Annotated in this window: 16 protein-coding genes and 1 pseudogene; 12 read left to right on the top strand and 5 right to left on the bottom strand. The window is 51.1% G+C overall.

What is annotated here, in order from left to right; translation table 11 throughout:
• Window positions 1–94: 94 nt before the first annotated feature.
• A complete protein-coding gene (locus ACJJIQ_RS10125; protein WP_282932536.1) occupies window positions 95–1,279 on the top strand; it encodes an acyl-CoA dehydrogenase in 1,185 nt (394 codons plus the stop codon).
• A 412-nt stretch (window positions 1,280–1,691) separates the two neighbouring features.
• Here ACJJIQ_RS10125 and ACJJIQ_RS10130 read toward each other — a convergent pair whose 3' ends face one another.
• Complete coding sequence (locus tag ACJJIQ_RS10130; protein ID WP_445364522.1) at window positions 1,692–2,591, bottom strand: EamA family transporter; 900 nt, start codon at window positions 2,589–2,591, stop codon at window positions 1,692–1,694.
• A 215-nt stretch (window positions 2,592–2,806) separates the two neighbouring features.
• On the opposite strand from ACJJIQ_RS10130, the gene ACJJIQ_RS10135 reads away from it, so the two are divergent.
• From ACJJIQ_RS10135 to ACJJIQ_RS10165, 7 genes and pseudogenes are all read left to right on the top strand, one after another.
• A complete protein-coding gene (locus tag ACJJIQ_RS10135) occupies window positions 2,807–3,424 on the top strand; it encodes a trimeric intracellular cation channel family protein (RefSeq protein WP_413662328.1) in 618 nt (205 codons plus the stop codon).
• A gap of 60 nt (window positions 3,425–3,484) precedes the next feature.
• Window positions 3,485–5,137, top strand: a complete 1,653-nt coding sequence (locus ACJJIQ_RS10140) for an alpha/beta fold hydrolase (protein WP_445364523.1) — start codon at window positions 3,485–3,487, stop codon at window positions 5,135–5,137.
• A gap of 59 nt (window positions 5,138–5,196) precedes the next feature.
• Window positions 5,197–6,027, top strand: coding sequence for a sulfurtransferase (locus tag ACJJIQ_RS10145; protein WP_445364524.1), 831 nt, complete (start codon window positions 5,197–5,199; stop codon window positions 6,025–6,027).
• Between the two features lie 936 nt (window positions 6,028–6,963).
• Window positions 6,964–8,562, top strand: coding sequence for a PQQ-dependent sugar dehydrogenase (locus tag ACJJIQ_RS10150; protein ID WP_445364525.1), 1,599 nt, complete (start codon window positions 6,964–6,966; stop codon window positions 8,560–8,562).
• Window positions 8,563–8,823: 261 nt separating this feature from the next.
• On the top strand, window positions 8,824–10,074 hold the full coding sequence (locus ACJJIQ_RS10155; protein ID WP_445364526.1) for a PDZ domain-containing protein: 1,251 nt from the start codon (window positions 8,824–8,826) through the stop codon (window positions 10,072–10,074).
• 139 nt (window positions 10,075–10,213) lie between these two features.
• Complete coding sequence (locus ACJJIQ_RS10160; RefSeq protein ID WP_445364803.1) at window positions 10,214–10,381, top strand: helix-turn-helix domain-containing protein; 168 nt, start codon at window positions 10,214–10,216, stop codon at window positions 10,379–10,381.
• Window positions 10,357–10,551: pseudogene (locus tag ACJJIQ_RS10165) on the top strand (transposase); the annotation flags it as partial. The gene ACJJIQ_RS10160 and the pseudogene ACJJIQ_RS10165, both read left to right, overlap by 25 nt.
• Window positions 10,552–10,709: 158 nt before the next feature.
• Here ACJJIQ_RS10165 and msrA read toward each other — a convergent pair.
• Window positions 10,710–11,333, bottom strand: coding sequence for a peptide-methionine (S)-S-oxide reductase MsrA (msrA, locus tag ACJJIQ_RS10170; protein WP_282932528.1), 624 nt, complete (start codon window positions 11,331–11,333; stop codon window positions 10,710–10,712).
• 157 nt (window positions 11,334–11,490) lie between these two features.
• On the opposite strand from msrA, the gene ACJJIQ_RS10175 reads away from it, so the two are divergent.
• Window positions 11,491–12,000 carry a DnaJ domain-containing protein gene (locus tag ACJJIQ_RS10175; RefSeq protein WP_445358510.1) on the top strand — a complete coding sequence of 170 codons (510 nt, stop codon included), beginning with the start codon at window positions 11,491–11,493 and terminating at the stop codon, window positions 11,998–12,000.
• Here the strand turns inward: ACJJIQ_RS10175 and ACJJIQ_RS10180 are convergent.
• The 3 genes from ACJJIQ_RS10180 to ACJJIQ_RS10190 are packed head-to-tail and all read right to left on the bottom strand — an operon-like array spanning window position 11,997 to window position 13,834.
• Window positions 11,997–12,788: a methyltransferase gene (locus tag ACJJIQ_RS10180; RefSeq protein WP_445364527.1), complete on the bottom strand. Its 792-nt coding sequence runs from the start codon at window positions 12,786–12,788 to the stop codon at window positions 11,997–11,999. The two genes, ACJJIQ_RS10175 and ACJJIQ_RS10180, sit on opposite strands and share 4 nt — an antisense overlap.
• A complete protein-coding gene (locus tag ACJJIQ_RS10185) occupies window positions 12,781–13,116 on the bottom strand; it encodes a nucleotide pyrophosphohydrolase (protein ID WP_444933452.1) in 336 nt (111 codons plus the stop codon). The genes ACJJIQ_RS10180 and ACJJIQ_RS10185 overlap by 8 nt, the downstream gene beginning before the upstream one ends.
• Window positions 13,103–13,834: a DUF599 domain-containing protein gene (locus tag ACJJIQ_RS10190; RefSeq protein WP_108733516.1), complete on the bottom strand. Its 732-nt coding sequence runs from the start codon at window positions 13,832–13,834 to the stop codon at window positions 13,103–13,105. The genes ACJJIQ_RS10185 and ACJJIQ_RS10190 overlap by 14 nt, the downstream gene beginning before the upstream one ends.
• A 177-nt stretch (window positions 13,835–14,011) precedes the next feature.
• Here ACJJIQ_RS10190 and ACJJIQ_RS10195 point away from each other — a divergent pair, with 177 nt between their 5' ends.
• From ACJJIQ_RS10195 to cmoB, 3 genes are all read left to right on the top strand, one after another.
• Entirely contained in the window at window positions 14,012–16,921 is a 2,910-nt protein-coding gene (locus ACJJIQ_RS10195; protein ID WP_445364528.1) for an insulinase family protein, read from the top strand.
• Window positions 16,922–17,021: 100 nt separating this feature from the next.
• Window positions 17,022–17,765: a carboxy-S-adenosyl-L-methionine synthase CmoA gene (cmoA, locus tag ACJJIQ_RS10200; protein WP_444914037.1), complete on the top strand. Its 744-nt coding sequence runs from the start codon at window positions 17,022–17,024 to the stop codon at window positions 17,763–17,765.
• A gap of 7 nt (window positions 17,766–17,772) precedes the next feature.
• Window positions 17,773–18,750: a tRNA 5-methoxyuridine(34)/uridine 5-oxyacetic acid(34) synthase CmoB gene (cmoB, locus tag ACJJIQ_RS10205; RefSeq protein ID WP_445364529.1), complete on the top strand. Its 978-nt coding sequence runs from the start codon at window positions 17,773–17,775 to the stop codon at window positions 18,748–18,750.
• Window positions 18,751–18,848: the final 98 nt, after the last annotated feature.

The raw sequence follows: 18,848 nt of genomic DNA on the forward strand, positions 1-18,848 counted from the left end.
AAGTCTCCCCTCTGTACAAAGGTGCTCGGCCTTCTTCAGCCGGCCCTCTTGGACGCTCCGGTGGAATTAATAACGGAAGTAGAAGAGACAAACCATGAGTAAACATCAGCCACTCGCCCATTGGGACGATATTTTGCTGCTGGACCAACAGCTGACCGACGAAGAGCGCATGGTGCGCGACACGGCACGTGAGTACTGCCAAAGCAAACTGATGCCCAGAGTTCTCGAGGGTAACCGCCACGAAATCTTCGATCGTGAAATCATGAACGAGATGGGTGAATTGGGCCTGCTCGGTTCCACCATCGAAGGCTACGGCTGTGCCGGTCTCAACTACGTTTCCTACGGCCTGGTGGCGCGCGAAGTTGAACGCGTTGACTCCGGCTACCGCTCCGCTATGAGCGTTCAGTCCAGCCTGGTTATGCACCCGATTTACGCTTACGGCAGCGAAGAGCAGAAGCAGAAGTACCTGCCCAAGCTGGCATCCGGCGAATGGGTTGGCTGTTTCGGCCTGACCGAGCCCGATGCGGGTTCCGATCCCGGCGGCATGAAAACCCGCGCCAAGAAAGTTGATGGCGGCTACCGCATCAGCGGTTCCAAGATGTGGATCACCAACAGCCCAATCGCCGACGTTTTCGTTGTTTGGGCGAAAGATGACGACGATATTATTCGCGGCTTCGTGCTGGACAAGGGTATGGAAGGCCTCTCCGCACCGAAGATCGAAGGCAAGTTCTCACTGCGCGCCTCCATTACCGGCGAGATCGTGATGGACAATGTGTTCGTTCCGGAAGAAAACAAATTCCCGGAAATTGGCGGACTGCGCGGCCCCTTCGGCTGCCTGAACCGCGCTCGTTACGGTATCTCCTGGGGCGCCATGGGTGCCGGTGAGTTCTGCTGGCACGCCGCTCGCCAGTACGGCCTGGACCGCACCCAGTTCAACCGCCCTCTGGCTCAAACCCAGTTGTTCCAGAAGAAATTGGCGGACATGCAGACCGAAATTACCCTGGGCCTGCAAGCCTCCCTGCGCGTAGGTCGCATCATGGATGAGAACAAGCAGTTCGACCCCACCATGATCTCCCTGGTGAAGCGCAACAACTGTGGTAAAGCTCTGGATATCGCGCGTATTGCTCGTGACATGCACGGCGGCAACGGCATCTCTGACGAATTCCACGTAATTCGCCACGTGATGAACCTGGAAGCTGTAAATACCTACGAAGGTACCCACGACGTACACGCATTGATCCTCGGCCGCGCCCAGACCGGCCTGCAAGCATTCGTGTAAAACACGTCTAGTTCGATGCTCACGGTAGTTGCCGTGGGCATCGCCCTTATCCCATTACTTCTTATCTCCTTACTTCTACCTCGCCCCCCAGGTTGGTAGCACAAAACCATTAAACTAAAGTTCGGAATAATGACACAAAAAAGCGGCGCATAGACTGTGGAGCAGTATTAAATTATTACCCACACCAAGCAAAGTACTGCACCGAAAAAAAACGTTTGGATTTAAAGTAATAATAATTGAGAGCAGGCCAAAACTCACTGCGACCATTTACGCATCATCGAACCGCGAAATAAGTAAAGACAGCCCTCAGCAATTATTAAACTCTCAATAAAGGTATAAAAAGGAAGTTTTGGGGAGCGCGGAAAGCCCAAACAGAGAGCCCAACAAGCTGAATAAAATTATTACCCATCCCCTAACTTCCCTCCACATCAACAATCTCCTGCCCCGGATTTCGATCATTTAATTTCACCACACAAAGAGCAATACCCAGCAACACGACAAAAGTCGCTACCCACTCGACAAATGTAAGATATTCACCGAGGATAATTGATGAGCCGATTATTCCCACAATAGGAACCAGCAACCCAAATGGTGAAACGCAGGCAGAGGAATAGCGACGAATTAAATCACCCCATAAAATATAACCAACCAATGTCACCATGCACACTTGATAAACAATTGAAAACCAACTGGCCGTATGCGCTTGAAAAAAGAAAACCCAGGGAGTATGGCTTTCATAAAATATCGACAAAACCAAAAGAGGTACTGGCGGTACCAGTGAAGCCCAAACCATTAAATGTAACAAATTAACACCTGGCATCCTGCGGAATACGATATTCGCTATCGCCCAAGACAGCCCCGCCCCCATAATAAGGATAAATCCCACTATCGTTGTCGACCCACCTTTATCGGCATAGTAGAAAAATACAGAGAACCCTACAGCAGCTATTACCAAACCCAAGCACTGCTGCATATTTATCTTATCGCCAAACAGCATTGCGAATAGCAATAGGGTGAATGGCACCTGCGACTGCATTAGCAGTGACGCTACACCCGCTTGAATATCGGCCTTCATGGCGTAGTACATCAACCCCAGAGAGAGAAACTCTAAGAAGAAGCCGAGCGCAATAACATTGAGGATCGAGGTCTTGGGGAATGGACAAAAGAAAACCAGAGGAACAGCGACGAGGGTGAAGCGAACCGAAGCCAATAACATTGGCGGGAAGTCGGCCAGCGCCACCTTAGTTATCGGGTAATTCAGTCCAAAAATTGAGACTGCCAGCAAAGCCAACAGTATGCTTTTATACGGCATCTCTACAGCCAGTGAACAATGGACGTAACCAAAGGGTAGCAGCCTCCATTACTCTTCTGCGCCTAATGGGCCCTTGGTCATTATTTCGATAGCTCCCTGGTACCCATCTATTGCGGCGCCTCACACTTCTCACCAGTAGATCGCTGCTCAATTCCCTTTGCGTCGACAGAAGTGCTATTCTCCCCTGCCCGCCAATCTCTGGATGTAACGATGATATGGATGAGCTGCTGCACTGGTTTGAATTGATCGGTATCGCGGTCTTTGCCTTCAGCGGCGTACTCGCCGCCGGCCACAAACAGATGGATTTATTTGGTGCCGTGGTACTCGCCTGCGTCACCTCTATTGGCGGCGGCACCGCCCGGGACATTATTCTCAACGTCCCTGTATTCTGGCTTGAGCACACCTATTACCTGTGGATCGCCTCAATTACCGGTGTAGTAAGCTTTTACCTGATACGCTATCTAAAGGTCCCTATGCGCCTGCTAATGGTGGCAGATGCCATTGGACTCGCCGTTTTTGTGGTGCTCGGAACCCAGAAAGTTCTCGAACTGGGCTATTCCGCGACTATCGCAATCGTACTCGGCGTAATGACCGGTACTTTTGGCGGGGTGATTCGGGATGTGCTGTCCGGTGACATTCCACTTTTACTCCGGCGAGAGATTTATGCCACCGCCGCCCTTACCGGTACGGCCATACTCGTTGCCTTGGACAATGTAGGGTGGCTACCCCATGAGCTGGTGGTGGCTATTGCTGTATTTGTGACCCTAGCGATTCGCCTCGCGGCATTGCGCTGGAATATCTCCGCGCCAGTGGCACGCTTCGGCAAGCACTGACCCGCTCAAAGGTCTGGAACCATAAACCACTATTTAGTAGCAGTCACAGGAATAATCTAAGTGCAAAAAGCCCGATTGCGCATACTCCTCATCATTCTCTTTTCCATGGTGATTGGAGCCTGTGAGCGCTCGACAAACTCTGTCCAAACCGGTCAACCCCCGCAAAAACAATACGCTCGCCTGGTCGCAAAGCCCTGCTGGTTCAAAACCGATGAAACCTGGCCTTTCACCCAGTGTTTCATGATGGAGGTGCCGGAGAATTATGCCCACCCAGAAAAGCGCAAAATCCGCTTTCCGGTCGTGCGCTTCCGCGCCACAAACCCCGATCCCAAGAAAATCCCCCTACTCCACCTAGGCGCCGGAGGCCCCGGAGCCAGCATGGGGTTAGAGCCCGAGAACGCCAGCGATTGGTTGTGGCTTAACTATGCCGCCATGACAGTAGAAGATGGCCGGGATCTCTTTGTTATAGATCCCAGGGGCACCGGTATGGCCCAGCCGCGCCTCACTTGCAGCGAGTTTATCGAAGATGCCGATACCGCCTTCCGGCGCAACCTGTCTCCGGAAGAAGAGGCCCGTGTTTTTTCCTTCAGTATGGAGCGCTGTTACAGCCGCCTGAGCAAAGGTGCCGACTTGGCCCAGTACAACAGTTCTGTGATCGCCAGGGATGTAGAAGAGCTGAGAAAAACCCTCAAGCTCGATAAATTCGATCTCTACGGGGTGTCCTACTCCTCCCGCTACGCCCTGACAGTGGCCCGCGACTTCCCGGAATCGGTCCGCACCCTGGTACTTAACAGCGCGGTTTTCCCCAATATTGTCTACACGCAGCAGCTCCCACAGGACTCCCTGGCCGCCTACGAGCGCGGCCTGAAGCATTGCATCGAAGACGAGAAATGTAACAGTCGCTATCCCAATTTGCGCCGCAGGCTGGAAAACCTGATCCAGACCTTAGATGAAGAGCCGCGCACCATTCCGATCAAGCACCGCTACTCAAAACAAAGCTATCCCTTTGTGCTTACTGGACAGCGCTTGCTGAGAGTTTTATTCCAGGCGCTGTATAACGAAAACTTCTACAGTGAACTGCCCAAGATGATCGAGGGCCTGGAAAATGAGGGCGATGAAGGGCTACAGCCGGCCCAGGATGCCATCGCACACTTTATGGAGATCGTACTGGACCCCTACTTTGGGGATGCAGCCGGCGTTAGCCACTTCTGCTATGAAGAGGCTCCCTTTGTCGATTTTGATCAGGCCAGGGCCAACGCTGCAGACACCGGCATTCTCGGCGGGGCCGTACGATCAGATTTAAATTTGTTGCAGCTACAGTGTCGCATCTGGGCAATCCCCTCTGCTCCACTCACTGAGTCAGAAGCCATCTCCACCCCAGTTCCAGTGATAGTGTTACACGGCGGCCTGGATCCGGTACTGGCTGCAGATGATGTCGATATCGCACGCAAAGAGCTACCGAATCACCAATGGCTGCTATTTCCCAACCTGGCTCACGATATTATTTCCGCAAGCAACTGCGCGGAGCGGGCAGTTGCGCGCTTTCTCGACAACCCTGCCGAAGATCAAACCGAAACCACCATGACTTGCCGCAAAGCGGAGCTGGCAGACCAGATTTCCACCGAAGAAGAGTCTGAGTCCCAGCAAGAAGCCGAACAACAGGCCGTTGAACCCCAAGCAGCTGAGGTCCCTGCCCCGGAAAGCGGCCAATAACCAAAAACAACAGCTGAAGTTACACGACAAAAGCGGTATCAAGGATTGAGGAAAGGCCGATGGAGAGCAACAACAACCCTGCCCTGATTGAAGTTGCGGATTTGGTAGAGCTCAAAAAGACCGGCGAACCTGTAATATTGGACTGCCGCTATAGCCTGGCGGATCACGATAGTGGTGAGCGGGACTATCGGGCTGGCCATATTCCCGATGCCCATTACGCCTGCCTGCACCGTGACCTCTCTGCCCCTGTGCAACGCTACGGCGGCCGCCACCCAATGCCGAGTGCTGCACAGTTCCAGGACTACGCTCGCAATCTGGGAGTCGATAGTGACACACAGGTAATCGTCTACGACGACAACCGCCTGGGTTTCGCCGCCCGTGCCTGGCTCCTGTTTTTCTTCTTTGGCCACAAGAAAATTAGCATTCTGAATGGCGGTCTAAAAGCCTGGCTCGATGCAGGAGAGGCATTGGACACAAGCGAGCCCACTCGATCCAGGCAAGGAAACTTCAGCGCACAACCAAAAGAAAATCTATTGGTTCATTACGAAACCATCAAACAAAATCTGAGTAAAGCACCCTGGCAGTTAGTAGACGCCCGGGACAGTCAGCGCTTTGAAGGAATTGAAGAGCCTATCGACCCGATTGCCGGACATATACCCACCGCAATCAACCAGCCCTGGCAAAACATTACTGACAAAAACAATGGGAAAGTGAAATCTATTGCCGAACTTAAATCACAGTTTGGCAACTTGGCAGATGGTAAACCACTTCTCAATTACTGCGGCTCCGGAGTTACTGCCTGCGTTAATTTCTATGCACAATATTTAGCTGGTCGCCACGACTCACTACTCTACCCTGGGAGTTGGAGTGATTGGTGCGCACATCAATAAAAGAAAAAATCAGAACTCCTTAGCACACACAATTGTCAAGGGGTTCATTTAAGTAGATACAGCGTACTTGTCCAAACTATATGGCTATAAGGTAACGAGGCCAAAAAAGATAAGAGACAGAGCCCGGCATGAGGGTTAGCGGTCGGAAGTACAATTCTAAAAAGATAGAAGAAAAACCCAAATATAATAGCTAAATCTAAATTCAGCCCACACTCTAAAATTCCTCAGCCGACTAACGTAAATACTTTGGTAAAAGAATCCGCAGCTATAGCCATCACACCAAATGTGAAATTCTTCTTCTCATTACAATGAATACTCTTGGTACATACATTAGAAAATATCTCAGCCCTTACCAAGCAGAATAAAGCGGATAACCCACACTACGCCTTCCTCCAAGCATCTCTTGATACTGCCAATGATGTTGTAATATTTTATCGCCACTCGAGATTGCGAACAATTATCAAAAGCCTAATGGAATATTCTTTTCACCAAGCCTGTGCAACAAATTGAACTACCAGACGCCTCTAAAATTAGCATGCCTCTCAGTTCCGAGATCTACTAACAGATGATAGAATGCAGCCGTTTTGAACATGCCAGTAAAATTTATAGATCATGCTTTCAGCGGCAAAAGATGGCTACACAGGTCTCAGGAGAGTAACCCGAACTGATACTTGCGCACCAATTATTGTCGGCATCAGCTTATGGGAAGAACTGGCTGGGAATTGAAATAACTGTGTTTGCCTTGCCAGATTCTAATATCTATAGGTCTCAATCATAAGGAGATTAATCGTGAGATACAGGAAAGCATAGCTTTACATCATTCAGAAGAAAGGGGGTGGTTAGTGCATGCACCCTAAAATTAGTAAGTAAAGGCACCTGACATCACAATCTTAACTAACTCTGGTTGTGTAGAAAGTGCATTAAGCGTTATGTGATATGAATAACACGCGTAGTATATTCTTGAAGTATCTGTCATTTTTAAGCATTTTATTCCCTTCCATTTGTTTTTCGGGTAATTACTTACCTTTAAATAGCAGTTGCGATGGATTCCCTAAAGTTGCTGTAGGTAGCATTAAAGGAACCTGTATTGGGATTGTCAGTCAGTTCTCAGGTTTTAAGAAGCCCCGTAAAGCGATCCAATTGGGCAAGCGCAGTCTCCTTATAACCGATATGGGCGGATGGTCCGAGGGTAAGGGAATCCTCTGGCTCCTTGAGTCCTCTGATGATCATTTAAAAGGAAATGTCACAGTTACCCCTCTGTTGCATGGGCTCAATATGCCTCACGATATTGAGATGGACCCCAAGGGACGTATTTTAGTGGCAGAGACTAATCAGATTCGTCGGCTAGAGTTAGTAGACGACCAAATTGTTTCTGATGAGGTAATAATTGGAAATTTACCTCACAAGGATTCGCTGCATCCTTTAAGTAATTTCGTTCAACTACCTGACAACTCACTGTTAATTAACTTTGGCTCAAGAACTGACCAGTGTGAGCGTCATATAACGGATGGTAAGTGTAATGAGCTAGACGAGAACGGACTCTGGCAATACAGCTATAAAAATTCTACCGATAGCTACTCCGCAACAGGAAGACAAATTGCAAATGGGTTAAGGAACTCAATGGCCCTGGTGGCCCACTCTTCCGGGGTAATACTACAGGCAGAAAATAGCAGTGATGTGAAGGATGCTGATGAACCCTATGAGGAAATCAATATAATCAGGGAAGATGGATTTTATGGCTGGCCCTACTGCCTGAATGAAATGTTTGATCAAGGCAAAATCAAAAATGGTTGCCATGTCAAGAACTACCACCCTCCCTATACACTTCTGCCTCCCCATGTCGCCCCACTAGATATGCTATATAGCCAATCCAGTAAAATACCAGCGCTAAATAATAGACTTTTAATGAGCTGGCATGGGTACCGTGTGGTAGGTAATCGGTTGGTTGCCTATGATATCAATCATAATGGGCTACCCGTTTTAACCGACAAAGCATGGTTTAACCGTGATCCTATCGCGCCAAGCACAGAGTGGACACGCCATCCATTTGCCCCCCAGGGGGGAATGTCACAACAAGCTCAACACATCGAAATTATCACTAACTGGAATCAGGTAGATAACCTTCGCCCCGAAGGCGCACCGGTGGGCTTAGTTATGCTTATGGATGAAACATTATTAATCGTCGATGACAAAAATAAAGCTATTTTAAGGCTTGCTGCTGGAGAGTCATATATAAGTGAAGAGCCTATTACTGGCGACGATAACATTGAAGCTGAAGCTATGGCCACAATTTTGGACAAGCACCCGAACCTTAAAACTACCCTAATTGAACACTGCGCCTCATGCCATGAAGATATAGCTAAATCACCGGAAAAGCTGTTAAACAACACTAGCGGCTGGCTTAAGTCTACAGATGGAGTCATGAATATCGAACTAGCGCTATTCAACCCTGTTCGCCCAATGCCTCCATCATCTACATTGAGCAAAGAACAAAAACAACAATTGATCAATAGCATTAAGTCTATTTTTGAATAACTGTTTCCGCGAACACCTAAGAGAAGCGAAGATATAACCATAAACCCAGGGTCTGCATTTCTTATTGCGAACAACATAAAATATACGCGACACTAAGAAATGCAACCCTTTGGCATTCGGAAAAAGCACCTTAGGAAATCAGTTAAACTTGACAATAACAGGCAACTATGAACCTTTGCCTTTGGGCAGTTATACCAACTTAACAGAACAGCAACAATATACACTTTTGAAAAAAATTGCACCAAAAGGGAGTTTAAGACCTTGATTAGTTCACCCACAAAATGGGAATACAAAAAAGAAACCCAAAAAGTCACAGGCGACATTGACAACTCAAACGCTAGCATTATTGTCAATGTAGCAAAAAATTCCCCTGCAGATAGTATTGGATTAAAGAAGGGTGACTTTATCCTCAGCTTCAATGGGGAACCATTGATAGCTCAAGATGAAATTGACTTAACCTACGGTAGAGGAACTGTGAATTACCGCTTTTATTCACGCGGTGATCACACAATATTAAATGTCAAAGCATCCCCAGTCCCTCTCGGGGTTATTACTGAGCCGAGTTCAAATTATATCCTAAAGGAGTTAAAGACTGGCAGCTTCCCTGGCTGGGAGGGATTTCGCTTGCTATGGAAACGCAGAGATTGGGAGAGACTGCTTGAAGCAAGCGAGGCCACATATTCAGACACAAGTATTAGCAGAATAATTAGAAAAGCATTTAAGAATTTCGGGAAAAATGCTGGAATGCTTTATAAAGGTGCATCACTTTTTGAAACAAACAGGGAAAAAGAAGGTATCCATCTAATTTCTGACTTCATCGACAATCAACTATCAAGCTATGAAACATTTGAGCATGCCATAGCCTATTTTTATGCCTCTAAGTGGTGTGAACTTAGGGGGGATAAGGAAGGTATTGAACACTGGCTGTTAGCCTCAGATAGAAGCAATGCTGGTGAGTTTGAGAGAATCTCTCAAGAAACTTACCTGAAAGGATTTGATCCAGCTCCCAAGAGGTATAAATGGATAAATAAAGAATTTCCGAGCAGCTATATTTTTGAAAATATAGGTAGCGGGGGTACCACCTCTCTTACTGAGTCATTGGCGAGACTAGATGCCAGTCAACTTTTACCCGTTTGCGTGATGCCATTCTATCGAGGTAATGGACCTTACAATGATGCACTAGGCTGTTATGGAAGCATGTTTGAATATATTTCCGATAAAATTGCTCCTATGCACGTCATTATGGATTCTCCTAAAAAAGAAGAAGGAGAAGAATGGCGCTACGAAAATGAGGAAAAACTCATCAATAATGGCGTTCCTTTTGAACTCCTATATGATCCGGAAAGTTCGATTTCTAAATCCCTAGATCTTGAGTATTCACCAGTATTTTACCTTCTAAACCAGGAAGGTTTTATTGTTTATGAGGGCGCGCTCAGGAAGGCCTATGACTATTGGGACACACTAGTGGCCCATGCGGAAATTAATGTAACTAATGGCGAACCGTCCGTGTAATGTATCTGTTATGCGTACACCTAAATCGTTTCAAGTTTCTGATAGTGAAGTATCCACTCTGAGCGAGTGGTGCCGATCAACAACCCTTTCAAATGGACAGGTAATGCGAGCGAAGATAATTCTTCAGCTCAACGAAGGCATGCCTCCTACAGATGTAGCTACTGCACAGAGAACGCCACCGAAGACCGTTGATCGGTGGAGAAGCAGTTTTGAGCAGGAAGGTATTGAAGGTCTGCATGAGCGTGCTCGTAGTGGTCGGCCAACCCTTATCGAGAAGGACATTATCACTCTTGGGAGCGTGGATTGAACGAAAACACGAATGGTCTACTGAGACGCTTCTTCCCGAAAGGTATGAAAATTGACAAGATACCCAAAAGCTATATTGACGATGCAGCGTTCCGAATAAACACTCGTCCAAGAAAGATTCTAAATTACTTGAGCCCACTAGAATTTCTAGCGGGCAGGCGTGTGTCACTTAATATTGGCAATCTAGGATTTAATAACAGCCAAATACAGGGAAGCAAGTTCAGAGAAGGCAGGAAAAAGACAGAAAAGTGAAGTGGAAGTAACTATGTTCAGCATCACAAAAGCAGGCAGTACTCACCGTGCCACCTGCTTCTGTAATCTATCAATTCTCAGTCGTGCATTGGGTTGCGAAGAATTGGGCAAACAGCGTCTTCATTCTTAGCCATATACTGCTGGTGGTATTCCTCGGCATAGTAGAACGGTTGAGCCATGCTAATTTCGGTGGTGATTGACCCACGATCTTTGGCGTCCAACGCTTCCTGCACAGCCGCCCTGCTCGCTTCCGCCTCCTGTTTCTGGCCTTCATTCAGACAGAAAACACAGGAACGGTACTGGGAGCCGATATCGTTACCCTGACGCATACCCTGGGTTGGGTCATGGTGATCCCAAAAGATCCGTAGGAGTTCTGCGTAGCTCACCTTTTTGGGATCAAAGATTACTTTCACCACCTCCGCGTGCCCGGTACGGCCGGTGCAGACTTCATCGTAGTTCGGGTTTTCAGTGGCGCCATCGGTGTAGCCAACGGCAGTGGCAAACACACCATCCGTATCCCAGAACACATGCTCTGCGCCCCAGAAGCATCCCATACCAAAAATGGCGACTTCCAGGTGCTCAGGAAATGGCTCTTTAATGGTGTTGCCATTTACAAAGTGGGTGCCACTGATCTCCATCGGCTGGGGCCGGCCGGGCAGCACCTGGTCCGCATCGGGTATCTGAAATTTGTCGTATTGCATACTGTTTTCTCAAGTGCAGGTATTTTCTTTTGTCAGGATAGCTTGAAGGCGCTTATCCTCCCAGATCAAGTAATATCAATCCGCGAATCAAGTAGTTAAGAGGACTCTATGATACGCAGAACAAACATTGGCAGATCAACACTATAAGGAGTCGTCATTGGCGCGCTTAATCTTACTGATTTTAATCGCCATCGGTGCCTGGTATCTCTGGCAAAAAATCAAATCTAGCTCACCGCAGGAGCGGCGCAAGCAGATTTTTATGGCCTGCATCGCCGGCGTCGCCGCAATAGTGGTTGTGCTGGCTATCACCGGGCGCCTGCATTGGGTAGGAGCAGCGCTGGTGCTCATTCTTCCTGTGTTGGGCCGCTTACTCAGTCAGCTCTCCCGTTATTTACCCTGGTTGATGCCACTGTTTGAAAAGTATTCAAGCAGGCGCCCAAATCCAGGGGCCACTCAACATCCGCCGCCACACAACGCCGAGGGCCCGCCACTCTCGGAACACGAAGCGCGCCGAATCCTTGGCGTTGACGCCGATGCTGGCAGAGATGAAATCATTAGTGCACACCGCAAATTGATCCAAAAACTCCACCCAGATCGCGGCGGCAACGATTACCTGGCATCGCGTATCAACGCCGCTAAGGAGTTACTACTGAGCATTCTTGGTTAAACCTTACAAAGCAGGTGGATATACCTGGCCAATTGCCGATAGGGGTCCACCTGGGAGTATTCAAGCTCCTTTTCCACAATGGCCGACGCGGGCAACTTTTCCCGGATTGATGGCGTCATAAAATCGTGGAAGCAGCGGATGCCGCTGTGACAAGCCACGGAAAAGCCCGCTTCGGTCAGCCAGTCTTCCACCCATTCCGGCAGCAGTGGATTCTGTGGAGTGAGGCTGCCAGGGTGGCCACCCCAGTTATCCCCTTCAATATTGCGGTCCAGCTGGCGAAAGCTGCCCCGCTGTAATAGACGGAACTCAAGGGCACGCCGATTGTAGAAAGTGAGCGAAAGATGCCCACCAGGCTTTAACAGGCTGCGCAGCTGCTGCAATGCCTGTTGCGGCTGTTCCAACCATTCCAGCACAGCGTGGCAAATTACCAGGTCTGCGCCCTTTAATGCTTCTATTTGCGGCAGTTCTTGCAGGGGTTTATGCAGCAAGGTCATTTGCTTTTGCAAATGGCGCTGGCGAATTTCCGCATCCGCGAGTTCAAGCATCTGCGCAGAAATATCTGCGAGAAAAACCTCGTGCCCCGCTTCAGCCAGATCCATCGCAAAATGGCCCTGGCCACCCCCAGCGTCAACGATTTTTAGAGTGCGCTGCTCGCTCCCCAATAACGGCGCCAGATCCCGGTTGAGCACTGCCAGGCGGATATCCCCTTTAAGGCCGCCATAGATACGGTTGCGAAAACGGTGAGCGAGATCGTCAAAGTTTCGATCTTTACGCAGGCTGTCACCCATCGGAGCCCTCACCTTGCAAAGCCTCATTGCATCGGCGGCGGTTCTCGGCGAATTTGCGCTGTAGCGCCTCTTCCATATCAACCCCCAGTACAGCGGCCAGTTTGCTCAAGTACATCTGAATATCCGCCAGTTCAGCGGCAACTTGCTCGGCCTTGTCGCCTGCCATTAGATTATGGATATCTTTATCACTGCACCATTGAAAGTGCCGCCCTAACTCTGCAACTTCCACAGATAGCGCCATGGCCAGATTTTTTGGGGTATGCAGTGACTGCCAGCCGCGCATTTCAGCGACTTCATCAAAAGCCGCCAGGATTTCACGGTCTTTCATCGAATTTTTTCCTCTGCTGGCGCTCCAGCCCACCCTCCCGGGCCGCCAAAATTGAATTCAGTGCGCGGGACAGAAACTCACGCCTGTATAAAACACAAACAACAAACAAATAGCCGGCAACAAACAGGATGGGGTGGATAAACCAGCCCAGCACTGACATTGAGAAATAATAAGAGCGCAGACCGTAGTTGTAACTGTGGCCCGCATGGTCGATCACCTTGGCTGTACTGATGGCAAACCGGCGTCGCTCTTCCTCAGATAGATCACCGGTTTCCGGCGGCGGTGCTGCGCCAATAAGTACATTGGCGAAGGAGTACTGGCGCAGAGACCAGGTAAAATTGAAAAAGGCGAAGATAAAAATCAGGATCAACAACATCACCTTGAGCTCAAACTGCTCAACGGTGGTGGGCTCTGCAAAAGGCAAACTGGTGAGCACTTCGATGGCGGCCTTGTTCGCCGTCAATGCCGTCACTAAACCCGCCAGGATAAGAATACTGGTGGAGGCAAAAAAACCAATGACCCGCTCCAGGTTACTGAGAATAGCGGTATCCGCCATACGCATATCCCTATCGAGCATACGCATCATCCATTCAACGCGGTACCATTGAAGCGATGAAGTAAGGCACCAGGTTTCTTTGGCTTTTTTTCGCGCAAAAACGGTGTAACCCACCCATGTGATAAAAAAGCCAATGACACTGGCAATATCCAACCAGGACAACCTCTAATATCTCCGTGTTCGTCTACATTTATGCCGTAGCTTCGGCAAGCGAAGTCTTCGCCCTACTGGCATCCTTGTCAACACTGTCTTTCCGATGTGTGCAAGCGGTAGAATAGCGCCCTTTCGCCGGCAGCAGTGGCCGGCCAGAAAATTCATATAACTCCAGGGAGCTGTCTTTTGAGCAACTCACATCCTGCATTTGAACTGGTTACCAGCGCAGATATTGATTCTCTCGGCGTGCGCGTCGAGGAATACCGACACATTACGACCGGTGCCCAGCACCTGCACATCGCCGCAGACAACTCGGAAAATGTTTTCCTTGTCGCCCTGCGCACCGTGCCCGAAGACTCCACCGGTGTCGCCCATATTCTTGAACACACCGCCCTGTGCGGCAGTGACAAGTACCCGGTGCGCGATCCCTTCTTTATGATGATCCGGCGCTCACTCAATACCTTTATGAACGCCTTCACCAGTTCAGATTGGACCGCCTACCCGTTTGCCAGCCAGAATCGAAAGGATTTTGACAACCTTCTCGACGTCTACCTGGATGCAGTATTTTTTGCGCGCCTGGACCCGCTGGACTTTGCCCAGGAGGGCCATCGCCTGGAATTTGCCGAAGCGGATAATGCGAGCAGCGAGCTCGTCTACAAAGGTGTCGTGTTCAATGAGATGAAAGGTGCCATGAGCTCCGTCACCTCACAGCTGTGGCACACCCTGAGCAAATACCTGTTCCCCACCACCACCTATCACTACAACTCCGGTGGCGAACCTACCGATATTCCAAAGTTGAGTTACGAGCAGCTGGTTGCCTTCTACCGCAGCCACTACCATCCCAGCAACGCCACTTTTATGACCTTCGGTGATATTCCGGCGGCGGAACACCAGGCCGCGTTTGAAGAAAAAGCGCTGCACAAATTCGAGAAGCTCGACAAGACCATTTCCGTTGGGCGCGAAGACCGCTACCAGGCGCCGCTGAAAGTCGAAGAGCACTACCCGTTAAATGGCGAGCCTCTGAAGGCCAAGACCCATATCGTATTGAGCTGGCTGCTGGGTGATGTCACCGATCTTGAAGAGGCCCTGACCGCACACCTGCTCGCCGGCGTACTGCTGGATAACAGCGCTTCACCTTTGATGAAGCTGCTGGAAACCACCGACCTGGGCACTTCTCCTTCGCCACTGGTTGGCCTGGACGATTCCCAACGCGAACTGGTGTTTGTCTGCGGTATTGAAGGCAGCGAACGCGAAAGTGCCGACGAGCTTGAGCAACAGGTTCTCGACGTGCTGAGAGACGTCGCGGAAAACGGCATCCCCTACGAACAGGTAGAAGCCAGCTTGCACCAGCTGGAATTACAACAGCGAGAAATTGGTGGCGACGGCTACCCCTTCGGCTTGCAATTGATTCTCACCGCATTGACCGGCGCCACTCACCGTGGCGATGCCATCGGCCTGCTGAATATCGATGCCACCCTGGAGCGACTGCGCGAGCAGATCAAAGATCCGAAGTTTATCGCCAATAAAGCCCGTGAACTTCTGCTGGAGAACCAGCACCGCGTACGTATGGTACTGAGTCCCGATGAGCAGCTGGCTGCGCGCCGCGAGCAGGCGGAGAAAGACCAGCTGGCGGAAATCAAAGCCGCTCTCAGCGAAAAAGAAAAAGCACAGATTGTCGAAACCGCCAAAGCCCTGGCCGATCGACAAAACCGCGAGGACGACGCTTCTATCCTGCCCAAGGTCGGCGTAGAAGACATTCCCGCAGAGCTTCCCGATGTCGAAGGCGAAGCAATAGACTTGGGTCCACAGAAGTTGACCCGCTACAGCGCGGGCACCAACGGCCTGGTTTACCAGCAAATGGTCTGCGCGCTGCCGGAATTCACCGAAACCGAAAAGCAACTGCTGCCCTACTACTGCCAGGTACTGAGCGAAGTTGGCCTGGGTGAAAAAGACTACCTGGAAGTCCAGCAGTGGCAGACCAGCGTGGTGGGCGCCCTGCACGGTTTCACCAGCAGCCGCACTGCCATCGACGACCTGGATCACCTGTCCGGCCACTTTATCCTGTCCGGTAAAGCGCTGGCTCGCAATCAGGGCGGCCTGACCGAACTGATGCAAGCCACTATGGAGCAGGTGCGTTTTGACGAGCACGCCCGCATCAAGGAACTGCTACTGCAAACCCTCGCCCGCCGCGAACAGGGTGTTGTCGGCAACGGCCACGCCCTCGCCATGGCTGCCGCCAGCGCCGGCTACAACCGCGCCGCCTGGGAGAGCCATGCCAGCGGTGGTCTGCTGGGATTGCGCAACCTGCGAGCCCTGGTTGGCGGACTGGAAAAAGAGGAAGGCCTGCAAGACCTTTCCACCCAATTCCAGGCTATCCACCAGAAAATCCTCGCAGCACCGCGCCAGTTCCTGCTGGTGGGTGAAGAAGAGAAAATTGGCGATTTCAGCCAGACACTGATGCCGCTGACCTCGACTTCCAGCATCGCCGCAGCCAACCCCGCTGCACCTTTCGAACGCAAACAAATCGAGGAACTCTGGGTTGCCAACAGCCAGGTGAACTTCTGTGCCAAGGCCTACGCCACTGTGCCTATGTCCCACCCGGATGCGGCACCGCTGTCGGTTTTGAGCGGCTTCCTGCGCAACGGCTTCCTGCATCGCACTATCCGCGAACAGGGCGGCGCCTACGGCGGCGGAGCCGGCCACGACAGCAATATTGGCGTATTCCGCTTCTACTCCTACCGCGATCCCCGTATGGGTGAAACCCTTGAGGACTTCGACGCATCCCTGAAGTGGCTGGCCGAAGAGAAGCACAAGGAAGAACAGGTTGAGGAAGCGATCCTCGGCGTCGTCGGCGGTCTGGATAAACCCGGCTCCCCCGCTGGTGAAGCCAAGAAGAACTTCCACTCGGGCCTTTACGGTCGCACCCACGAGACGCGCCAACAATTCCGCAAGCAGGTTACGAAAGTTACCCTGGAAGACCTGCAACGCGTCGGTGCCACCTATCTGGACCCGAGCAAGGCCAGTACCGCCATTGTTACCGGTCCCCAAGGTAGCGAAGCGGCAGCCAAACTCAACCTGAAGGAAGAAAAGCTCTAACTGGAGCTCGACGATTCCCCGGCAATTTGTCCGGGGAAGCTCTGCGGCGCCGGCCAAAACCGGCGCCGATCTATCGCCGTTATCCTCTAGCGAAGTTCCAATGAGTAAACACGACAATATTTATGCAAACCCACTGGGCCAGGTAGCCGGCTTCGAGTTCGATCGCCAAGTGGTGCAAGTTTTTCCCGATATGATCAAGCGCTCCGTGCCCGGCTACACCACGATCGTAGCCATGATCGGCACCCTGGCAGAGCGCTACGCCCAAGCTGGAAGCCGCTGCTATGACCTGGGCAGCTCCCTTTGTGCGGCAACCCTGGCCATGCGCCATCGCATTCCCGCTGCCGACTGTGAGATCGTCGCTGTAGACAATTCACAAGCCATGGTTGATCAGGCGCGCACGGTCCTCGAAGCCGATAGCGGCGAGGTTCCCGTTCAGCTTATCTGCGACAACCTGCAAAACGTAGCTATCGAAAATGCCTCGGTGGTAGTGCTCAACTTCACCCTGCAATTTATTCCGGTGGAAGAGCGCGAAGAAATCCTGCAGAAAATCCACGATGGTTTGCGCCCCGGCGGCATTCTGATTATTTCCGAGAAAGTGGACTTCGCCGATAAAGCCCACAACGATTTAATGATCGAACTGCATCACTCCTTTAAAGCCGCCAACGGTTACAGCGCGCTGGAAATCGCACAGAAGCGCTCTGCCCTGGAGAATGTATTAATTCCGGAAACCCTGGATACCCACCGCACACGACTGAAAAATGTCGGCTTTACCAGTGTCGATGTCTGGTTCCAGTGTTTTAATTTTGCCTCTTTAATCGCCATCAAAGGCGCGCCGGAAAAGTAAGTACCCCGTGATCGACTACACCCAACTCTATCAAGGCCTGCAACACGTTCCCGCCCTGCGCACCTGGCTGGCCCAGCTGCCAACACAGGTGGCTGAAAACCTGAGTCCTCATCGCTGGGGCGATCTGCCCGATTGGCGCGCAGCGGTGGAAGCCCTACCGGAAATCACGCCCTCCGCAATCGAACTCAACCGCAAGGTCAGCGCAGGCGCTGCCGCCGATGCCAGCCCGGAACAACTCGAAGCCCTGGAGCGGGAACTGCGCAAATTACACCCCTGGCGCAAAGGCCCTTGGGAGTTATTTGGACTAAATATTGATACTGAGTGGCGCTCCGATTGGAAATGGGATCGGGTGCTTCCGCACTTGGCACCACTGAAAAATCGACTGGTGCTCGATGTGGGCTGTGGCAATGGGTACCACTGCTGGCGATCCTACGGTGCCGGCGCGCGCCGGGTCATCGGTATTGATCCTTCCGCCAAATTTGTCGCGCAATTTTATGCGCTGAAAAAATACCTGGGCCAGGAAGCACCAGTGGATTTGTTGCCCCTGGGTATTGAAGCGCTCCCGGCAAACTTGCGCGCTTTCGATACCACTTTTTCCATGGGGGTACTCTATCACCGCCGTTCACCCATGGATCACCTGCGCGAATTGCGCGAAACCCTCCGTCCCGGCGGCCAGCTTGTATTAGAGACATTGGTTATCGACGGCGGACTCGGCGATTGCCTGGTACCCGAAGACCGCTATGCAAAGATGCGCAATGTGTGGTTTTTCCCCAGCTGCGCCACCCTGGAGAGCTGGCTGCGCAAGTGCGGTTTCCGCAGCCCCAGGACCGTGGATTTGAACACCACCAGCCTGGAGGAACAGCGGCGCACCGACTGGATGCACTTCGAATCCCTGGCAGATTTTCTCGACCCGGAATCGCCAGACAAAACCGTGGAAGGTCACCCCGCGCCCAAGAGAGCGGTTTTGGTCGCGGAAGCGCCGTAGCTTGTCTATACGCTTAAGGTCTGGGAACTCATAAATTCCGCAAAATTTGCTGCTAATAGAATTTTGTACGGAATGGGGAGCACCATCTTGATTGTTGC

The sequence above is a fragment of the Microbulbifer maximicatervae (SeqCode) genome, assembly GCF_052468295.1.